The sequence below is a fragment of the Streptomyces odontotermitis genome (assembly GCF_050510915.1).
In the GTDB taxonomy this organism is placed as follows: Bacteria; Actinomycetota; Actinomycetes; order Streptomycetales; family Streptomycetaceae; genus Streptomyces.
The window spans coordinates 261,457-277,928 of record NZ_JBNJLS010000006.1 but is presented as its reverse complement, the minus strand read 5'-3'; the positions used below and the strand labels follow the sequence as shown (position 1 = coordinate 277,928).

At 72.9% G+C, this 16,472-nt stretch carries 13 protein-coding genes and 1 pseudogene; 6 read left to right on the top strand and 8 right to left on the bottom strand.

The features are described from left to right. Positions 1–12: 12 nt before the first annotated feature. From ACQB60_RS19965 to ACQB60_RS19945, 5 genes are read right to left on the bottom strand one after another with little or no spacing between them, the layout of a single operon-like run. Positions 13–210, bottom strand: a complete 198-nt coding sequence (locus ACQB60_RS19965) for a hypothetical protein (protein WP_496927365.1) — start codon at positions 208–210, stop codon at positions 13–15. Positions 211–249: 39 nt separating this feature from the next. Next, entirely contained in the window at positions 250–1,740 is a 1,491-nt protein-coding gene (locus ACQB60_RS19960) for a peptidoglycan-binding domain-containing protein (RefSeq protein WP_496927364.1), read from the bottom strand. A gap of 5 nt (positions 1,741–1,745) precedes the next feature. Beyond that, positions 1,746–3,725 (bottom strand): hypothetical protein, encoded by a 1,980-nt coding sequence (locus tag ACQB60_RS19955; RefSeq protein WP_496927363.1) that lies wholly within the window; start codon positions 3,723–3,725, stop codon positions 1,746–1,748. A 10-nt stretch (positions 3,726–3,735) separates the two neighbouring features. After that, on the bottom strand, positions 3,736–5,085 hold the full coding sequence (locus ACQB60_RS19950; protein ID WP_496927362.1) for a hypothetical protein: 1,350 nt from the start codon (positions 5,083–5,085) through the stop codon (positions 3,736–3,738). A 5-nt stretch (positions 5,086–5,090) separates the two neighbouring features. After that, positions 5,091–6,059, bottom strand: a complete 969-nt coding sequence (locus ACQB60_RS19945; protein ID WP_496927361.1) for a hypothetical protein — start codon at positions 6,057–6,059, stop codon at positions 5,091–5,093. A gap of 186 nt (positions 6,060–6,245) precedes the next feature. Here ACQB60_RS19945 and ppk2 point away from each other — a divergent pair, with 186 nt between their 5' ends. Next, positions 6,246–7,046: a polyphosphate kinase 2 gene (gene ppk2 / locus ACQB60_RS19940; protein WP_496927360.1), complete on the top strand. Its 801-nt coding sequence runs from the start codon at positions 6,246–6,248 to the stop codon at positions 7,044–7,046. Positions 7,047–7,101: 55 nt separating this feature from the next. On the opposite strand, the gene ACQB60_RS19935 is transcribed toward ppk2, so the two are convergent. After that, positions 7,102–7,632, bottom strand: a complete 531-nt coding sequence (locus ACQB60_RS19935) for a flavodoxin domain-containing protein (protein WP_496927359.1) — start codon at positions 7,630–7,632, stop codon at positions 7,102–7,104. Positions 7,633–7,892: 260 nt separating this feature from the next. On the opposite strand from ACQB60_RS19935, the gene ACQB60_RS19930 reads away from it, so the two are divergent. From ACQB60_RS19930 to ACQB60_RS19915, 4 genes and pseudogenes are all read left to right on the top strand, one after another. Then, on the top strand, positions 7,893–8,756 hold the full coding sequence (locus tag ACQB60_RS19930) for a universal stress protein (RefSeq protein WP_496927358.1): 864 nt from the start codon (positions 7,893–7,895) through the stop codon (positions 8,754–8,756). A 79-nt stretch (positions 8,757–8,835) separates the two neighbouring features. Continuing rightward, positions 8,836–11,208: a phosphoketolase family protein gene (locus ACQB60_RS19925; protein WP_496927357.1), complete on the top strand. Its 2,373-nt coding sequence runs from the start codon at positions 8,836–8,838 to the stop codon at positions 11,206–11,208. Between the two features lie 209 nt (positions 11,209–11,417). After that, positions 11,418–13,253, top strand: a pseudogene (locus tag ACQB60_RS19920) (RICIN domain-containing protein); the annotation flags it as partial. A 293-nt stretch (positions 13,254–13,546) separates the two neighbouring features. Beyond that, positions 13,547–14,026 carry a hypothetical protein gene (locus ACQB60_RS19915; protein ID WP_496927356.1) on the top strand — a complete coding sequence of 160 codons (480 nt, stop codon included), beginning with the start codon at positions 13,547–13,549 and terminating at the stop codon, positions 14,024–14,026. 30 nt (positions 14,027–14,056) lie between these two features. Here the strand turns inward: ACQB60_RS19915 and ACQB60_RS19910 are convergent, their stop codons facing one another. Together ACQB60_RS19910 and ACQB60_RS19905 are read right to left on the bottom strand one after the other, a co-directional pair. Next, complete coding sequence (locus ACQB60_RS19910) at positions 14,057–14,833, bottom strand: polysaccharide deacetylase family protein (protein ID WP_496927355.1); 777 nt, start codon at positions 14,831–14,833, stop codon at positions 14,057–14,059. 7 nt (positions 14,834–14,840) lie between these two features. After that, positions 14,841–15,284, bottom strand: coding sequence for a GPI anchored serine-threonine rich family protein (locus ACQB60_RS19905; RefSeq protein ID WP_496927354.1), 444 nt, complete (start codon positions 15,282–15,284; stop codon positions 14,841–14,843). 590 nt (positions 15,285–15,874) lie between these two features. On the opposite strand from ACQB60_RS19905, the gene ACQB60_RS19900 reads away from it, so the two are divergent. Then, a complete protein-coding gene (locus ACQB60_RS19900; protein ID WP_496927353.1) occupies positions 15,875–16,390 on the top strand; it encodes a hypothetical protein in 516 nt (171 codons plus the stop codon). Positions 16,391–16,472: the final 82 nt, after the last annotated feature.

The window sequence follows — 16,472 nt, the reverse complement described above, 5'->3', positions numbered from 1 at the left end:
GACCGGTGGCGTTCAGTCCGTGGGCCCCGGGTCGCCTCTCTCGCCGAGTGCCTCCCCTGCGGGCGACGGCAGCGGGGGCGGCGCAGGGCGCTCCAGGAGGCGCAGCAGGTCCAGCCAGCTGCTGAACGGGACCGGCCGGGCCGCGCCTTCGACGCGGACCCGGCCGTATGCCTCGTCCCCACGGTGGTGCAGTTCGATGAGCACGCGCATGTCCCCTCCCGACGGGCGTGCGAGACGCGGCGGCACGGCTCAGGGCGGCAGGACCCGCACCGCGCCGGCGGGCAGGGCGGCGAGCCTGCGCTGCACGAAGAAGGTGTTCTTCGTCTGGTCCAGGCCCGGCACGGGGCCGATCCACCGCCACCTCATCCGCGCCGCATACTCCTCGGTGAAGCGGCGCCACTGCGCCGCGTCGGGATACCGGTGGTGCGCGTCGTGGAAGTAGACGTACGTGGAGCCGAACTCGGTGGCGTTGCCGATCGGGTTGGCGAGGGCACCGGTGAGCGCGCGTGTGGCCACCGAACGTGCGGAGGCGGACAGTTGGGGCCAGGGGCGGCGCTGGAGGTCGAGATGGACGCGGCGCTGGCCCCGGGGGATGCCCGGCGGCGCGGGCGGGCCGAAGGTGCCTCCGGTGCGCACGTAGTCGGGCCGGTTCATGTTCCGCCTGCTCGCGCCCCAGCTCTTGAGCACCGGTTGCAGCGGCGTCGAGTAGGCCCGCAGGAAGGCGTGGAAGGTGCGGTAGTAGGGGCGGGTCAGCAGCGCGTACCGGTTGAGCATCGCCCAGATGACCGCATGGCTGTCGGCGTCGTCGCGGCCGCCCGCCTCGCCGATGACGAACCGGGCGGTCCACTCCAGGTCCTCGGCCGTGAAGCGGTAGGGCGGGGCGGCGGACCCCGTCCCCACTCCGGCTCCCACCACGGTGAGCGTGCCGAGGCGCGGTGGCCGCGCGGCCTCGCTCTCGCCCGCCCGCAGCACCGCCGTCTCGTCCTCGGGCGGCTCCGGCGGGGCGAACCGCACGTGCAGATGCGCGCCGTGGCCCGGTCGCGGCCGGACGCCGCGCACTTCGGGGTCGTCGAAGACGATGAGGTGCACGCGCAGGATGCCGTTGCCGCGCAGCAGGTCGACCAGTTCCTGCGTCAGCGCCCTGTCGTGTCCGGGGGCCCGCCGGTCCACGGCTCCCGGACGACCGGCGCCCCCCGCACGGCCCGCGGGGCGCGGGGGCCGGATGTCCACGTCCAGGCCGAGCCGGTGCGCGCGGCGTCCGGAGATCGGCCCGCCCCCGCGCGGGCCGATGCAGGTGATGTCGAGCACGGGGCCGCGGGGGTGGCGCCGTCGCCAGAGCGCCGCGACGGCCAGCAGGGCGCGGGCGGTCTCGGCCCTGCCCCAGCGGTGTTCGGGCCGGGCGGTGGCGCGGAAGCCCGGTCCGTACTCGGGGAGTTGGTAGGAGATCGCCGGGTCCTTGGCCACGCCCGCCGCGACCCTGAGCAGCGACCAGGTGGCCGGGCCCAGGACGCCGTCGGCCCGTACGCCGTGCGCCGCCTGCCACTTCATGACCTCGTCGCCGAGGGCGTTCCAGTCCCACGCCGAGCGGCGGTGCGGGTTCAACGTCCGTTCGATCACGGGCAGATGGCGCCCCCACCCCAGCGCGCGGGCGTACCCGCGGTTGGGCGCGGTCGTGGTCCACAGCCGTGTCGCGCGGCGGCCCGCACCGGGCGCCGGTTCGCTCACGGTGATGCCGGGCATGGCTCTCACTCCCCTTCCGGCCGGGCGCGGCGGCCGGGCGGCAGCTGGGCCCGGCGTCCGTCGCGGGGCTGTTCGGGCAGCGGGCGCGGGGCCCGTGCGGCGGGCAGGCGCGGAGCGGGTTCGCCCCATGCGGCGGGGCGCCCGTGCCGGTGGGCGACGGGGTCGGCCGGTGCGATGGCCCGGTGTTCGGCGCCGGGGGCGACGGCCTGCCGCTCGGGTCCTCGGGTGACGCCGTGGCGCCCCTGCTGCTCGGCCAGGCGGCGGCGCAGGTGGACGGCGGGCATGGTGGCGTCGATCTGCGTGTCCGTGCGTTCGATGCTCAGGTCGACCCCGGTCACCGAGCGGTAGGAGTGGAGGTAGCCCTGGATCTCGGAGCGCCAGTAGCGGGCCCAGTTCGCCGCCTGGGTGCGGTCGTTGACGGAGTTCCAGTTCCCGAAGCGGATCGACAGCAGCAGCTGCTCGCCGAAGCGCCCCAGATCGCGGAAGTGGATGACGGTGTCCGGGGTCCACCCCTGCAGCCGCTTCATGGTGTCGACGCGGTCCATCCAGCGCTCCGGGTAGGCGACCATCGTGCGGCCGGGAAGGAACTCCCGCATCTCCGGGCGCGCCAGGATCCACTCCTCCATCAGCATTTCCTGCCGGGCGGTCCACGGCAGATCGCCGTACTGGTTGTGCTGTCCCTCGGTGAGCAGCAGGTGGACGTCCTTGAGGGCGTTGAGCACCGGGAAGCCGTCCGCGATGACGGTGGTGTCGTCGTCCTCACGGAAGAACACCGAGGTGAGGCTGAGCAGTGTGTGGAACGCCTCCAGGAACCGCGGGCGGCTGTCCACCGGCCGCAACGGCGCCTGTCCGGCGGCGAGTTGGGTGACGCCGTACTGGTGGTCGTACTCGTAGGCGCGCCGCAGCGCCGACAGCCGGTTCTGCTCGTCCTGCACGTAGCCCCACATCACCTGGTTGAGGGCGCGCAGCGGGTCGATGTCGACGTGGGTGAGCGGGTCGTGGTCGCCGGGGCCGTGCAGGTTCTGGAAGCGGCGGGCGATCGCCTCGGCGGAGTTGACCAGCATCCCTTCCTCGTGCCAGTACGACCAGATCAGTTCGAGGAAGCAGGGGAAGGTGAGCTTGTCGCGCAGGATCCCGAAGCACTCGACGCCGAACTTGTCGGCGTCGGTGATGGCGAGTTCGCCGAGCTTGAGCCGGATCACGCCGAGATACGGCAGCAGGGCGAGGTCCTGCTCGTCCGGGCGCCGGTCGCCGGGCGTCGCGGAGGAGATGTAGCGGCGCCACCGCTCCTGGATGGCCCGCGCGAACGCGTCGCCGTCGGTCGCCTCCCCGTACCGCCGCCGCTCCTCCTCCAGGTCGACGCCCTCGAACGGTCCGGCCAGGTCGTCCTTGGACACCAGGACCCCGCAGCGCACGATCAGGAACACCTCGGTGGCGACCTTGAGCAGGCGGTACGCGTCCACTCCGGGGAAGGGCAGGGCGCGGAGGCCCGGCGGCTTGCGCGGATCGCGGGCGCCGGGCAGCGGGCCGCCGCACATGATGGGGTCGATGAAGTCGGCGTACTCGTTGAACGAGATCCGGTCGGTGCTGCGCCGGATCGCCGTCCACAGGGCCTGGTCGTCCGTGGGGTCCGAACCGGCCCTGCGCAGCTGGACGTTGATGCTGTCCCCGGCGGCGATGGGCCGGACGGTCACGGTGATGTCCGCGGCGCCCACGTCGGGCTGCGACCCGGCGGTGCGGAACGTCACCCGCGCGGTGTAGGAGCCGGGCCGCTGGTCCTCCGGCACGTCCCAGAAGGCGCGGGTGGGGTCCTGGTGATCCGAGGGGATCGGCCCGAACCCCACGACCTCCCAGTCGGCCTGGACGGCGGCGACGGTGGCGGGCGCCGTGGTCGCCTCGACGGCGCCGAGCGGCCGCGGCGTGCCGAACAGGGAGACGCGGCCGCCCTGTTGGATCAGCTGGGGCCGTACTTCGATCGTGGCCATGACGGCCTCCTCAACGGCTCTCGTGGGTCATGGATCGGGCTGTCGTGTACGTGGATGTCGGTGCCGGAGCACGCGGGGCGGCGCACCGCGAGGCGGTGTCGAGGGTGCCGGTCAGCGCCCAGTGGGTGAGCAGCCCGCCCAGGAGCCGGCTCTCCTGCTCCGGGGTGATGAGCGCGGCGGCCCTGGCCTGCCCCAGGACCGCTAGGACGAGGGTGGGCGCCGCCCCGTGCATCAGGTCGGGCCGCCGGGACCAGGCCCGGTGGCGGGCCAGCAGGATGCCCGGCGCGCGCACGGTGCGCGGCATCAGCTCGGCCAGCCGTGCGCCGCGCAGCGCGTGCGGCCGGTGCCCGGCGAGCAGGGACACGAACCTGGGCATGGACTGCTCCAGGGCGGCGATGAGGTCCCGCAGCTCCCGCGGGGCCCGTCGCGGCGGGTAGAGCTGCGCCCACAGGCGGCTCAGCTCCCGCCACTGCGGGTGCGGGTACAGGGCCTCGCCCATCGCACAGCTCAACCGCACGCGGATGTAGGGAAAGGGGTGCGGATCGCCCGCGACCGGGGTGAACACCAGCCTGCTGGGCAGGCTCACCACCGCCATCAGGCCGAGCGTGCCGCCGATGCCCAGCTTCCCCACGGCGTACAGGTCCGCAAGGACCTCGGAGAGCGTCTGCCCCCAGTAGCGGAAGGCGGTCTGCTGCGCCGTGGTGCGGGCGCGGTGCTCGGCCTCGTACAGGACGGGGCGCAGCGAGCCCACGAGGCCGAGTGTGGCGGCGGCCAGGTGGCCCACCTCGTGGGTCAGGGAGGAGCCGATGCCGTAGCCGACCATGCGTTCCCGGGGTATCCGGATCAGCGACACGGGGCTGCGGCCGCCGCCCGGCAGCCGGGTGTGCACCCGGCGGATGGCCCCGCCGGGCCCCCGCGCCAAGTAGCAGACCACGGGCGACGGTTCGGCCAGCGGGGTGCCCGGGGTGACGAGGGCGTCGCGCGCCGCCACGTCCAGGCCGGACAGCCACACCCCCACCGACCGCTCGCTGCGCTGGGTGACGGCCTCCTGGAAGAGGTCGAAGTGCGCGAGCACGGCATTGAACTGCCAGCGCAGCACCGAGAAGTGACGCTGCATCACCTCGGGCGGACGTTCGCTGCCGGGCCCGGCGAGCCAGTCGAGATAGCGCACGACCTGCTCGCGCAGCCGCTCCCGCCCCGCCGCCAGATGGCGCTCGATGGCCGTCTGTGCGGCGGGGGTCAGCGCGGCGGCGGGCACCATGGTCTCGTGCAGCGCGAACGGCTTGACCCGGGCCAGCCGGGTCAGCAGGGCACGGGCCTCGCCCTCGAGCAGCGCGGCGGCCGCCGACCGCACCTCCATGACGGTCAGACCCCCAGAATGACGATCTTGCGGCCGTGGCGCACCCAACGCCCCGACGTGGCACGCCCGCCCGCATGCCCAGGAGCGCGGACACCGCCGCTCCCGCCCGCGGCCGACCCCGCCTCGGCCCGTCCCCAGACCCGCTCCTCCTCTTCCCCCGAACTCCCCGCCCCCGCCCGGGCGCTGCCGTCCTCGATGTCGCCTCCCGACCGCGACATCGAGGCGTCGGCACAGACCGGCACGGGCGCGGGCCAGTACCAGGGCGCCGGACGGGCGAAGACGGGAAAGCGGCGGGCCACGCCGGGCGCGTACCTGCGCGCCGCCGAGTGCACCGCCTGACGCGCGAGGACCTGGGGTGCGGCCCTGCGCGAGCCGTGTGCGGCGTTGGCGGCAGCGGCGCCCGAGAACCGCACGAAGCGCCGGGCGGCCTCGAACTCGTACTCCTCGGGGTCGGCCCCCGCGGCCTCCAGCTCGAAGAGACTGCTCGCCCAGGAGCCGAGCTTGGAGCCGATCTGGCCGCCGACCCCCGGGACGATCGCGTTGCCCAGAGCACCGCCCAGGGTGGGCAGCGCCCTCTTGGCCACGTTCTTGAGCATGCCGCCGAGCTGCCGGCCGACCGACGAACGCAGCACTCCGCCGGCCTTCTTGGCGGCGGCCCTCAGCCAGTTCCCCAGAAACTGCTCGAGCTCCTCCTCCGAGACGACCCCCATCAGCTCGGTGGCGAGCTCGGCCTCCTCTTCCTCGCTGAAGGGGCTCTCCAGCGACTCGGGGACCTCCTCCTCGTGGCCGTGCCGCCCCTCCGCGCCGAATTCCTCTTCCTCCTCCCCGTACGAGCCACCCTCCTCATACGCCTCCCCGCCCGGATGCCGCTCCGCGCGGAAGGCCCGCTCCTCGTACGGGGTGTCCTCCTCATACGGGGTCCGCTCCTCGTACGGATCGCCCCCGCCGAAGCCGTTGATTTCGTACGGCTGCATGGTCATCAGCCCCTCTCGGCCTTGAGCCGACGTCTCCTGCCAGACCCCCAACCAGGGCCTGGGCTCACACGCTGGCAGCACGCCGGGCGCCGTGTCGCCAGGGTCGAACCTGGGAACACCCCCTGAGCCCGCCCCTGTACCGCCGCCCCGGCCCCGGGGGCGAGGTCCGCCGACGAGAGGGGACCCATGGTGCAGAGGGTGAACAGGGCTGCGTACGAGCGGGAGTTGTACCGCTTGCAGACGGAGCTGGTGAAGCTCCAGGAGTGGGTGCGCGCCGAGGCCGCCCGCCTGGTCGTGGTCTTCGAAGGGCGGGACGCGGCGGGCAAGGGCGGCACCATCAAGCGGGTCGCCGAGCATCTCAATCCCCGGGTCGCGCGGATCGTCGCGCTGCCCGCGCCGACGGAGCGTGAGCGCTCGCAGTGGTACTTCCAGCGCTACGTGGAGCACCTGCCCGCCGCCGGGGAGATCGTCCTGTTCGACCGGAGCTGGTACAACCGGGCCGGGGTGGAGCATGTGATGGGCTTCTGCACCCCGGCCGAGCACCGGCGCTTCCTGCACCAGTGCCCGCTCTTCGAGCGGCTCCTGGTGGAGGACGGCGTGCTGCTGCGCAAGTACTGGTTCTCGGTGAGCGACGCGGTGCAGGAGCAGCGGTTCCGGCGGCGCCTGGACGATCCCACCCGGCGCTGGAAGCTGTCCGCGATGGACCTGGAGTCGATCACGCGCTGGGAGGCGTACTCGCGAGCGAAGGACGAGATGCTGGTGCACACCGACATCGCGGAGGCACCCTGGTACATCGTCGAGAGCGACGACAAGCGCAGCGCACGCCTCAACATGATCGCGCACCTGCTGTCGACGCTGCCCTACCGTGACGTCCCGCCGCCCCGGCTCGACCTTCCGGCGCGCCCGCCCTCCTCGGGCTACCGGCGCCCGCCACGGGACCTGCAGACGTACGTGCCCGATCACGCGGCGGGACTGCGCTCCGGGTAGCTCGTCGGCTCACCGGTTCCGGGCCGGTGTCGGGTCGGTGTCGGGCAGCGTCCCGTCACGTCCCCTGGGGCGTGCCCGTGCGTGCCGCCACCTCCCGGGCGATCGTCTGCGCCCACCCCGTGATCTGCCCGAAGTCGCGGAAGTCACCGCCCTTGCCGGACTTGACGATCATGTGGGCCATCCGGCCCCGCGCGGACTCGTCGAGACGGCCGCCGAAGGTGATGTGCCCCTCCGCGTCGAGGCGGTCGGCGATGCGGCGCACGCCGCGGACCGGTGGGATCTCGCGCTCGGACGCCGAGGGGTCGAGCGGGCCGCTGCTGAACAGCCACACCGGGCGTGTGCGCAGCGAACGGCGGGCGCGGTGGGCCAGCCTGACGGCGTCGCGGTGCCAGCGCCCCGCGTACAGCCCGCCGCCGAGCACGACGGCGTCGTAGGCGGACAGGTCCGTGGCCGACTCCCCCGCGGGGCACACCGTGGTGGCGCAGCCGGCCTTGTTCAGGACCTCGCCGATGTGCACGGCGATCTCCCTGGTCGAGCCGTACTTCGACCCGTAGGCGATGAGCACGCGGGGTTCCTGGTTGTCCATCGTCGTCGACCTCCCTTGTCCAAGGGTTCGTTGTCACGCCGCACGGCGTCTCGCGGCGCGGGGGCTCGACCTCCGTTCGCTCCGCCCCTTCCACCTGCTTCCACCGTCGCGGGACCGCGCGGACTCGGCACGGGGCCGAACGTCCCGTACGGAGAGGCCGGTTCTCCCCTCCTCCGGCGGCGGCCGCGATGCCAGCGTGAACAAGGCGGGCCCACCGCCGAGGCCCGCCCGACCCGCCCGCCCCAAAGGAGGCCACCGTCATGGAGGGTCCGCTGATCGTGGGCGTCGACGGCTCCGAGCCGAGCCTGCAGGCCCTGGACTGGGCGACCGACGAGGCGCTGCGCCGCAGCGTCGAACTACGCGTCCTGCACGCCTCGCGCTGGGAGCGGTACGAGGGCCGTCAGCCCTCCCTGGGCACGGGCCGCGGGGCGGTGCGGCAGTACGCGGGGCACATCGCGGCCCAGGCCGTCGAACGCGCCCGGCGCCGTGCGCCCCTGGCCACGGTCAGCAGCCGGGTGGTGCCGGACGATCCCGCCTCGGCCCTGGTGGCGGCCGCCCGCGAGGCGTCGTTGGTGATCGTCGGCAGCCGGGGCCACGGCACGTTCAGCGGGCTGCTGCTCGGTTCGGTGAGCCTCCCGGTCGCCGCGCACGCCGACGCGCCGGTGATCGTCGTCCGCGGCAACGACAAGAACGTCCAAGGCGGCTTCGGGCAGATCGCCTTGGGTGTCTCGGTGCCTGAACGGGCCGCCGCTGCCGCCGAGTTCGCCCTGCACGAGGCCGAACTGCACGAGGCGTCCCTGCTCGCCGTGCGGGCCTGGCGCTGTCCTGCCCACGAGCTGCCCGACTACCCGACCGACGACTTCGAGGCCCACCGGGTCCGTGCCGAGGACGAGCTGGCCCTCGCGCTGCGCCAGCCGAGGCAGGCCCACGACGCGGTGGCCGTGCACGCGCAGCCGCAGGAGGGCCGGGCGCGCGACGTCCTGGTGGCGGCCTCCGCGCTCTGCGATCTCCTGGTCGTCGGCGCGCGGCGCCGCCGGAGCGGCTTCGGCCTGCAGCTCGGCCCGGTCGGCCACGCGGCGCTGCACCACTCCGCGTGCCCGGTCGCCGTGGTGCCCCACGACTGACGGCGGGCCCCGGCCCCGTGACCCACCGCTTCTTCCTCGTAACCCACCCCCTCTTCCTCTCTCTTCTGGAGACGCCCCGATGGCGAAGGCCCTGTCCAAGCATCAGCTGGCCGCGCTCGACGCGCACTGGCGTGCCGCCAACTACCTGACGGTCGGCCAGATCTATCTGCTCGGCAACCCGCTCCTGTCCGAGCCCCTGGCGCCCGAGCACATCAAGCCGCGCCTGCTGGGCCACTGGGGTACGTCGCCGGGCCTCAACCTCGTCCACACCCACCTCAACCGCGTCATCAAGGAACGCACCCTCGAGGCCCTGTGCGTCTGGGGTCCGGGCCACGGCGGCCCGGCCGTCCTCGCCAACTCCTGGCTGGAGGGCAGCTATACCGAGACCTACCCGGACGTGACCCGGGACGCGGCCGGGATGGCGCGCCTGTTCCGGCAGTTCTCCTTCCCCGGCGGCGTGCCGAGCCACGTGGCGCCCGAGACGCCGGGCTCGATCCATGAGGGCGGCGAGCTGGGCTACTCCCTCGCCCACGCCTACGGCGCCGCCCTGGACAACCCGCACCTCCTGGTCGCCTGCGTCATCGGGGACGGCGAGGCGGAGACCGGGCCGCTGGCGGCGTCCTGGCACGCCAACAAGTTCCTGGACCCGGTGCACGACGGCGCCGTCCTGCCGATCCTCCATCTGAACGGCTACAAGATCGCCAATCCGACGGTCCTGTCCCGCCTCACCGAGGCCGAACTCGACGACCTGCTGCGCGGCTACGGCCACGAGCCCTTCCACGTCTCGGGATCCGAACCCCTCCAGGTGCACCGCGAGTTCGCCCGCGTCATGGACCAGGCGCTCGACCGCATCGCCCGCATCCAGCACGTGACGCGGACCGCCCGCGCCTCCCGCCCCGGCGGCCGTCCGCGCTGGCCGGTCATCGTCCTGCGCACCCCCAAGGGCTGGACGGGCCCGGCAACGGTCGACGACGAACCGGTCGAGGGCACCTGGCGCTCCCACCAGGTGCCGCTCGCCGGCGTCCGCGAGAACCCCGAACATCTAGGGCAGTTGGAGAGCTGGATGCGTTCCTATCGGCCCGAGGAGCTCTTCGGTGCCGACGGCTGCCCCGCCCCCCTCGTCCTGACGTACGTGCCCGACGGCGCCCGACGCCTCGGCGCGACCCGGCACGCCAACGGGGGCCTGCTCACGCGCCCCCTGCCGATCGCCCCGCTGGAGCGCTTCGCCGTGCCCGTCGACAAGCCGGGCACCACCCTGCACGAGCCCACCCGGGTCCTCGGTGACCTCCTGGCCCAGGTCATGCGGGACACCGCGAAGCGCCGTGACTTCCGCGTGGTCGGCCCCGACGAGACGGCCTCCAACCGGCTCCAGGCCCTCTTCGACGTCACCGGACGGGCCTGGCAGGCGCGGACCCTCGCCACGGACGAGCACCTGGCCCGCGACGGCCGCGTCATGGAGGTCCTCTCCGAACACCTCTGCCAGGGCTGGCTGGAGGGCTACACGCTCACCGGCCGCCACGGGCTCTTCTCGTGCTACGAAGCCTTCATCCACATCGTCGACTCGATGACCAACCAGCACATCAAGTGGCTGAAGACGGCACGCCAGTTGCCCTGGCGCGCCCCGATCCCCTCCCTCAACTACCTGCTCACGTCCCATGTGTGGCGCCAGGACCACAACGGCTTCTCCCACCAGGACCCCGGCTTCGTGGACCACGTCCTCAACAAGAGCCCCGACGTCGTCCGCGTCTATCTGCCCCCGGACGCCAACACCCTGCTGTCCGTCGCCGAGCACGTCCTGCGCAGCCGCGACTACGTCAACGTCGTCGTCGCCGGGAAGCAGCCCTGCTTCGACTGGCTCTCCCTGGACGAGGCCCGCGCCCACTGCGCGCGCGGCGCGGGCGAGTGGACGTGGGCGGGCACCGACGACGGCTCCCGGGAACCGGACGTCGTGCTCGCCTGCGCCGGGGACGTGCCGACCCAGGAAGTGCTCGCCGCCGCGGGGCTGTTGCGGGCGCACCTGCCGCAGCTCGCGGTCCGCGTGGTCAACGTCGTCGACGTGACCCGCCTGCTGCCGCGCGAGGAACACCCGCACGGCATGCCGGACTTCGAGTACGACGCCCTGTTCACCACCGAACAGCCGGTGATCTTCGCGTATCACGGCTACCCGTGGCTGATCCACCGCCTCACCTACCGCCGCACCGGCCACTCCCACCTGCACGTGCGCGGCTACAAGGAGTCGGGGACGACCACCACCCCGTTCGACATGGTCGTGCGCAACGACCTCGACCGGTTCCGCCTCGTGATGGACGTCATCGACCGCGTCCCCGGGCTCGGCGTGCGCGCGTCGGCCGTACGCCAGCGCATGGCCGACGCCCGCACCCGCCACCACGCCTGGATCCGCGAGCACGGCACCGACCTGCCCGAGGTCGCGAACTGGTCCTGGTCCGGCTGACGGGCACGAGCGCGGACGCGAGGCGGACGCGAGGCGGAGGCGGAGGCGGGCGCGGGGCGGAGGCGGGCGCGGAGACGCCTTCGCTGCTACGCGGGTCGTGTCAGGTGTCTTGACAGCCCTTCAATTAGTTCGGATCCTAGCCGAACTAATTTGCGTGACCAGCTGCAGCTGTCAACACCCGTCCCTGTCCGGGGACTTAGGAGGTACGCGTGTCAGCCCGCCCCAGAACTAAGGCCGTCCTAGCACTGGCCGCCTCGGCCGCGGCCCTGTTCGCCACCCTGGGCGGCGCTCCGGCGTCGTCCGCGCAGCCGGGCCAGTCGGGCCCGTCGGCCGAGAAGGCCCACTCCCCCACGTACAGCATCGACATCGGCGCGAAGGGGCCGTGGGGCAACCCCGACGACACCCCGGCCTCCCCCTACATCGACAAGGACGGCTCGTTCCACTACCAGTCCGCGCACGCCCTTTACAGCGCCAAGGACCCGCGCAAGTGGACCTTCTACAGCGGCAAGGACTTCGACAGCGCCACCCGGGACGCGAAGCTGAGTGACGCGGTCAACCCGGCCAACTCCCAGGACCGCAACAACGACACCACGTGGCGCTGCAACAACAGCCCCACCGGCCGTGAGGCCACGAACGCCCCCGACACCTCGCACTACGCGCAGAAGAACTACTGCGACCTGATGGGCGTGTGGGTCGATCCCGACACGGGCGACTGGTACGGCCTGGTCCACAACGAGTTCACGCCCAGCCCCTTCGGCGACGGCCTGCACTACGACGCGATCGACTACACCGTCTCCAAGGACCAGGGCAAGACCTGGGACATCAAGGACCACGTCCTGACCTCGCCGTACAGCACCGAGCGCGGCGACGACAAGGCGTTCCCGAACGAGACGTACCACTACGGCAACGGTGACGCGCGGCTGTTCGTGGACACCGCCTCGGGCTACTTCTACGTCTACTACAACTCCCGCGTGATCCCGAAGGCCGGCAGTCCGGGCGGCTGGACCGACGCCAGCCGGGCGCACGTCGCCCGCGCGCCGATGTCCGCCAAGATGGCGCCGGGCTCATGGAAGAAGTGGTACGACGGCGCTTGGTCCCAGCCGGGGGTCGGCGGTAAGGAAAGCAACATGGAGCCGGTCGGCTCCGGCAACTCCACCGGCTACACGCCCGTCGAGCACGACTACGACCCCGCCAACAAGGGCTCGATCGCCGAGCAGCAGGCGGCCGGTGAACTGCCCGCCAAGGCAGACCTGTTGACCATGAACATCGCCTACGACGCCCATCTCGGTCTCTACATCGGCCAGCCCGAGGCCCTCAAGCAGGACAGCACCCAGCCCCAGCGCTTCTACGCCACCGACGACCTCGCCACCCAGAAGTGGCGGCTGCTCGGCGACTCCGGCGCCTACAAGTCGGGCTCCTGGTACCGCTGGATGCTGGACTCGGTGAACAACTCGGGCTCGACCGTCGTCGGCAAGAAGTTCCGCAGCTACTGCTCGTTCCAGTGCTCGGGCGGCGCCGACGGCGAGTACTACGAGACCACCATCAACACCAACTCCCCCGCCGCCCCCGTCCCTTCGGGCACGGCCTACACCATCAGCAACGGCGGCGGCCGCGTCCTCTCCCAGCCCTCCGGCGGCACAGCCACCACGTCCCTGCCCGCCGACGACCACGCCGCCCGCAGCCAGTGGGTGTTCACCTCGAACGGCGACGGCTCCTACCGGATCGCCAACGCCGCCACCAAGAAGCTCCTGGGCGTGGACTCCAGCCGCGACGCGGGCCGCGCGTGGGCCGCGAAGCCGACCGTGACCTCGGCGCCCGGCAGTGGGCCCACCGTGGGCCAGCAGTGGTTCGTCATCCCGAACAAGGACGTCAACGGCAAGCCGACCGGCACCTTCCGCCTGGTCAACCGCTACAGCGGCCTGGTCATCGGCCTGTCGGGGACGCAGGGCCGTCTCGCGGAGACCACGCCGACGCGGGCCTGGACCGCTCCGGGGGGCGGCGTCGGCGGGGCCCGCACAGCGGCCGAGCAGACGCTGACGCTCACGCGCGCCGCGCGGCACTGACCTGCGGGCAGCTCTCACGAGTCTGCGCCGGTGCCCCGCCGACCGCTGCGACGGCCGGCGGGGCACCGGCGCAGGCACAGGCACAGGCACAGGCACAGGCACGCGAGCAAAATGCCCAATTTTGTGCTGTTTTTCGCGACGTCTGGCTCTGTGCGCTGCACACATGACGGGCGATGAACGTGCCCTTACGCCGGGTCCACCTACTTGGTCCCGCCATCTACCTCTCTGGCCTTGAGCATCGTGGCAACGGACCGCTCGATGTGCGAAGGATCACGATGGGAGCACGGCATGCAGCACCCGACCGGAAGAGCGCACCGGAAGCGGCTCACCCTCGACAGTCCCGGCGCCCGGACCTCAGCGTCTCGCAGCTCGTGGGCGCGGGCTTCGGCGCGGCCGGGGGCATGACGCTCGCCTTCCAGCTGCACTTGTACGGCACGATGGCCGGCGCCATCGTCTTCTCGGTGGCGGCCACGGTGGGCGGGCCGCTCATCCAGCACGGGCTGCACCGTGCCGGTGACGGCTGCGGCCGACTGGGCCGACTGCTGCGGGCCCGCCGGGCGCACCGGGCAGCCGGCGCGGCGCGAGGGGCGGGCGCTACGGCGCGAGGGGCGGGCGGCGCGAGAGCGCCCCACCTCTTGGTCCCGCTGGCGGTGGGGGTGCTCGCCGTCGGCACGGTCGGCGCGGCCGCGATCCAGACAAGGCCACCGAGCCCCGCGCAGACGGCCGCAAGACCAAGGCGGCGCAGCGGAGGGTGAGTTGAGACCCGCAGGCTGCCTGCCGTCAGCTCAGTGCTTCGGGAAACCGAAGCCGTACCCCTGCTGCTTCATCCAGGGCAGCAACTGCTGCAGCGCCGCCAGGCTCTGGGAGCGGTCGCCGCCGCCGTCGTGCAGGAGCACGGTGGGCTTGGCGGGGGTGAGCTGGGCCTTCACGGAGCGGACGATCCGGTCGGTGCCGAGCCGCTGCCAGTCGTGGCTGTCGACGTTCCAGCCCAGCGGGCGCATGCCGTGGCCGGCGGCCGTCTTGCGGCTGTACGCGTCGAAGTCGCCGCCCGGTGCGCGGTAGTAGCTGACCGGGGCGCCGCCCGCCGCACTCTTGATCATCTTCTCGGCGTCGAGTATCTGGTGGGCCTGGTAGCTCTCGGGTTTCTTGGACATGGCCTCGTCGTGAGCGACGGTGTGGTCGCACAGGCGGTGCCCCGCGGCCACGACCTTCTTGACCAGATCGGCGTGCGCCTGGGCGCTGGGGCCGATCATGCAGAACGTCGCCTTCACCTCGTTGTCCTTGAGGACCTGGAGGAACTGCGGCGTCCACTCCGGGCTCGGGCCGTCGTCGATGGTGATGTTCACGCTCTTCCCCGGCCGGTCGGAGGCGTGCACGATGCTGTCCTTCGTGGCCGTGGCCTCGGCCGTGGCCGTGGCCTCGGCCGTGGCCGCCCCGCCGGGCCGTCCGTCCCCGACGCTCGTGCCCTCGTGGCCGCAGCCCGACACGGCGGCCAGGACCAGGACGAGTCCCGCGGCGCCGAGCCCCGTGATCCTCTTGCGATGGTTCCTGGGTCGGCTCATGGGTGGCTCACGCCTCACCGAGAGCGCTGGGGACTCCGGGAGCGGGGACTCCAGGAGCACCGGAAGCTCCCGGAGCGGTGACGCGGAGGGGGCGGCTGTAGGCGTCGAGCAGCGCCTGGGAGGTGACCATGACCAGGTACTCGCCGGGTGCCAACGCGGTGGGGACCGTGACCGCGACCTGGGTCTCGTGGGAGGGCAGGTCTTCGGCCAGGACCGCACGGGTCCGCGTCTGGGTCCCCTCCTTCTGTACGAGGTGGATGCTGACCGGGTCGACGGGCCCGGTGATGCGCCAGCGCACGGTCTGCCGACTGCCGCACGGCCACACGCTGCCCTCCGCAGGCGCCTCGACGAGGAGGTCGTCGGCCGCCAGGAGCACCGCACGCGAGGGGCCGCCCAGCCAGGAGTTCGCACGCTCGGCGATCCGGCGCAGCGGGGAAGGTGACGCTGTCATGGTGCTCCTCGGGTAGCGGACAGGGGCGGCGGGAACCCGGCTGGGACGTGGCTGGGCCATGGCCGCGATCCGGCCGGGACACGGTCTGACCAGTCACGCTAGGCAGCCCGGGGAGCGTCTGGATCAGCCGAAAGGCCAGCTTTGCGACCGGTCGTCCGCGGCGCCGAGGCTGCGGCTGGGGAGCGACCCGGGCGCGGCCGGGGGCGGCCGGGGGCGGCCGGGGGCGGCTCGTACCTTCGGCCAGAAGTTGTCCCGGGTCCGACGGCGCGAAGGGCCTTCGCGGGCGTGCGCCATGGCGTCGGCGCGCCGGTCGCGGCCCCGCGCCGACCCGTCAACGGCTGTTCCCCTGCGGCCGGTTCGGGCTGCTGACCTTCGCCCCTGGCTGTAGGACGGACGTCCCCTCCGGCCGAGGAGGGCCGGAAGGCCACGACCGGGCAGACGTGCACGTCTTCGTGCAAGTCTGGTGGGTGCTTCGCTGCCGGTTCACGGCGCGGGGCGTGGGCAGGCGGCGCGGCACCGTGCGCGCATCCCGTCTCGGCACCGGACGCGGCGGCGCTCATCGCGCCACCGGATCACAGAAAGCATCAGTGATGCCCACGTACTCCTCCCGCTCCATCCACTCCTCCCACTCCTCCCGCTCCTCCCACTCCTCCCGCTCCTCCCACTCCATCCGCTCCTCCCGCCGCTCGCTCGGCCTCGCCATCACCGCGTCGGCCGGTGCCCTCGCCCTGGTCACCGGCTGCGGTGGCGCCTCCCTCGACAGCGCGTCCACGAAGCCCCCGGCGGCCGACGGCACCGTGCCCGCCCCGACGGCGAACCTCACTGTCGGCACCAAGGAGGCCGACGCGGCCCTGTCCCAGTACCGGACCCGGTTCACGGCGTGCCTGACCTCGAAGGCCAAGGCCCACGGCCTGACTCCCGACATGAAGCGCCTCGACCGCCTCAACGGCAGCGCCGACGACCCGTGGCAGGAGAAGTGGACCGCCCTGGTCGAGGCTCCCTGGCGCGCCGAAGTCCCCCGGCCCCGGCTCCAAGAGCCCACGCACACGGGGCAGGAGCGACACCTCTCGCACCGCAGGGAGCTGTACCGCCGCCTGCCCCAGTAGGAGCCACCCGTCCGCGTACGGTTGCGCGAGCCCGCCCCCGACTCGTAAGAGCGCCGCTACCTTCTGCGACGTGACGGCCGAT

What these genes read in the sequence shown, in the direction of transcription:
- ACQB60_RS19945 (WP_496927361.1), bottom strand. Translation starts at nt 6,059, where the DNA reads ATGCAGCCGTACGAAATCAACGGCTTCGGCGGGGGCGATCCGTACGAG.
- ACQB60_RS19925 (WP_496927357.1), top strand. Translation starts at nt 8,836, where the DNA reads ATGGCGAAGGCCCTGTCCAAGCATCAGCTGGCCGCGCTCGACGCGCAC.
- ACQB60_RS19960 (WP_496927364.1), bottom strand. Translation starts at nt 1,740, where the DNA reads ATGCCCGGCATCACCGTGAGCGAACCGGCGCCCGGTGCGGGCCGCCGC.
- ACQB60_RS19930 (WP_496927358.1), top strand. Translation starts at nt 7,893, where the DNA reads ATGGAGGGTCCGCTGATCGTGGGCGTCGACGGCTCCGAGCCGAGCCTG.
- ACQB60_RS19965 (WP_496927365.1), bottom strand. Translation starts at nt 210, where the DNA reads ATGCGCGTGCTCATCGAACTGCACCACCGTGGGGACGAGGCATACGGC.
- ACQB60_RS19905 (WP_496927354.1), bottom strand. Translation starts at nt 15,284, where the DNA reads ATGACAGCGTCACCTTCCCCGCTGCGCCGGATCGCCGAGCGTGCGAAC.
- ppk2 (WP_496927360.1), top strand. Translation starts at nt 6,246, where the DNA reads ATGGTGCAGAGGGTGAACAGGGCTGCGTACGAGCGGGAGTTGTACCGC.
- ACQB60_RS19900 (WP_496927353.1), top strand. Translation starts at nt 15,875, where the DNA reads ATGCCCACGTACTCCTCCCGCTCCATCCACTCCTCCCACTCCTCCCGC.
- ACQB60_RS19935 (WP_496927359.1), bottom strand. Translation starts at nt 7,632, where the DNA reads ATGGACAACCAGGAACCCCGCGTGCTCATCGCCTACGGGTCGAAGTAC.
- ACQB60_RS19955 (WP_496927363.1), bottom strand. Translation starts at nt 3,725, where the DNA reads ATGGCCACGATCGAAGTACGGCCCCAGCTGATCCAACAGGGCGGCCGC.
- ACQB60_RS19915 (WP_496927356.1), top strand. Translation starts at nt 13,547, where the DNA reads ATGGGAGCACGGCATGCAGCACCCGACCGGAAGAGCGCACCGGAAGCG.
- ACQB60_RS19950 (WP_496927362.1), bottom strand. Translation starts at nt 5,085, where the DNA reads ATGGAGGTGCGGTCGGCGGCCGCCGCGCTGCTCGAGGGCGAGGCCCGT.
- ACQB60_RS19910 (WP_496927355.1), bottom strand. Translation starts at nt 14,833, where the DNA reads ATGAGCCGACCCAGGAACCATCGCAAGAGGATCACGGGGCTCGGCGCC.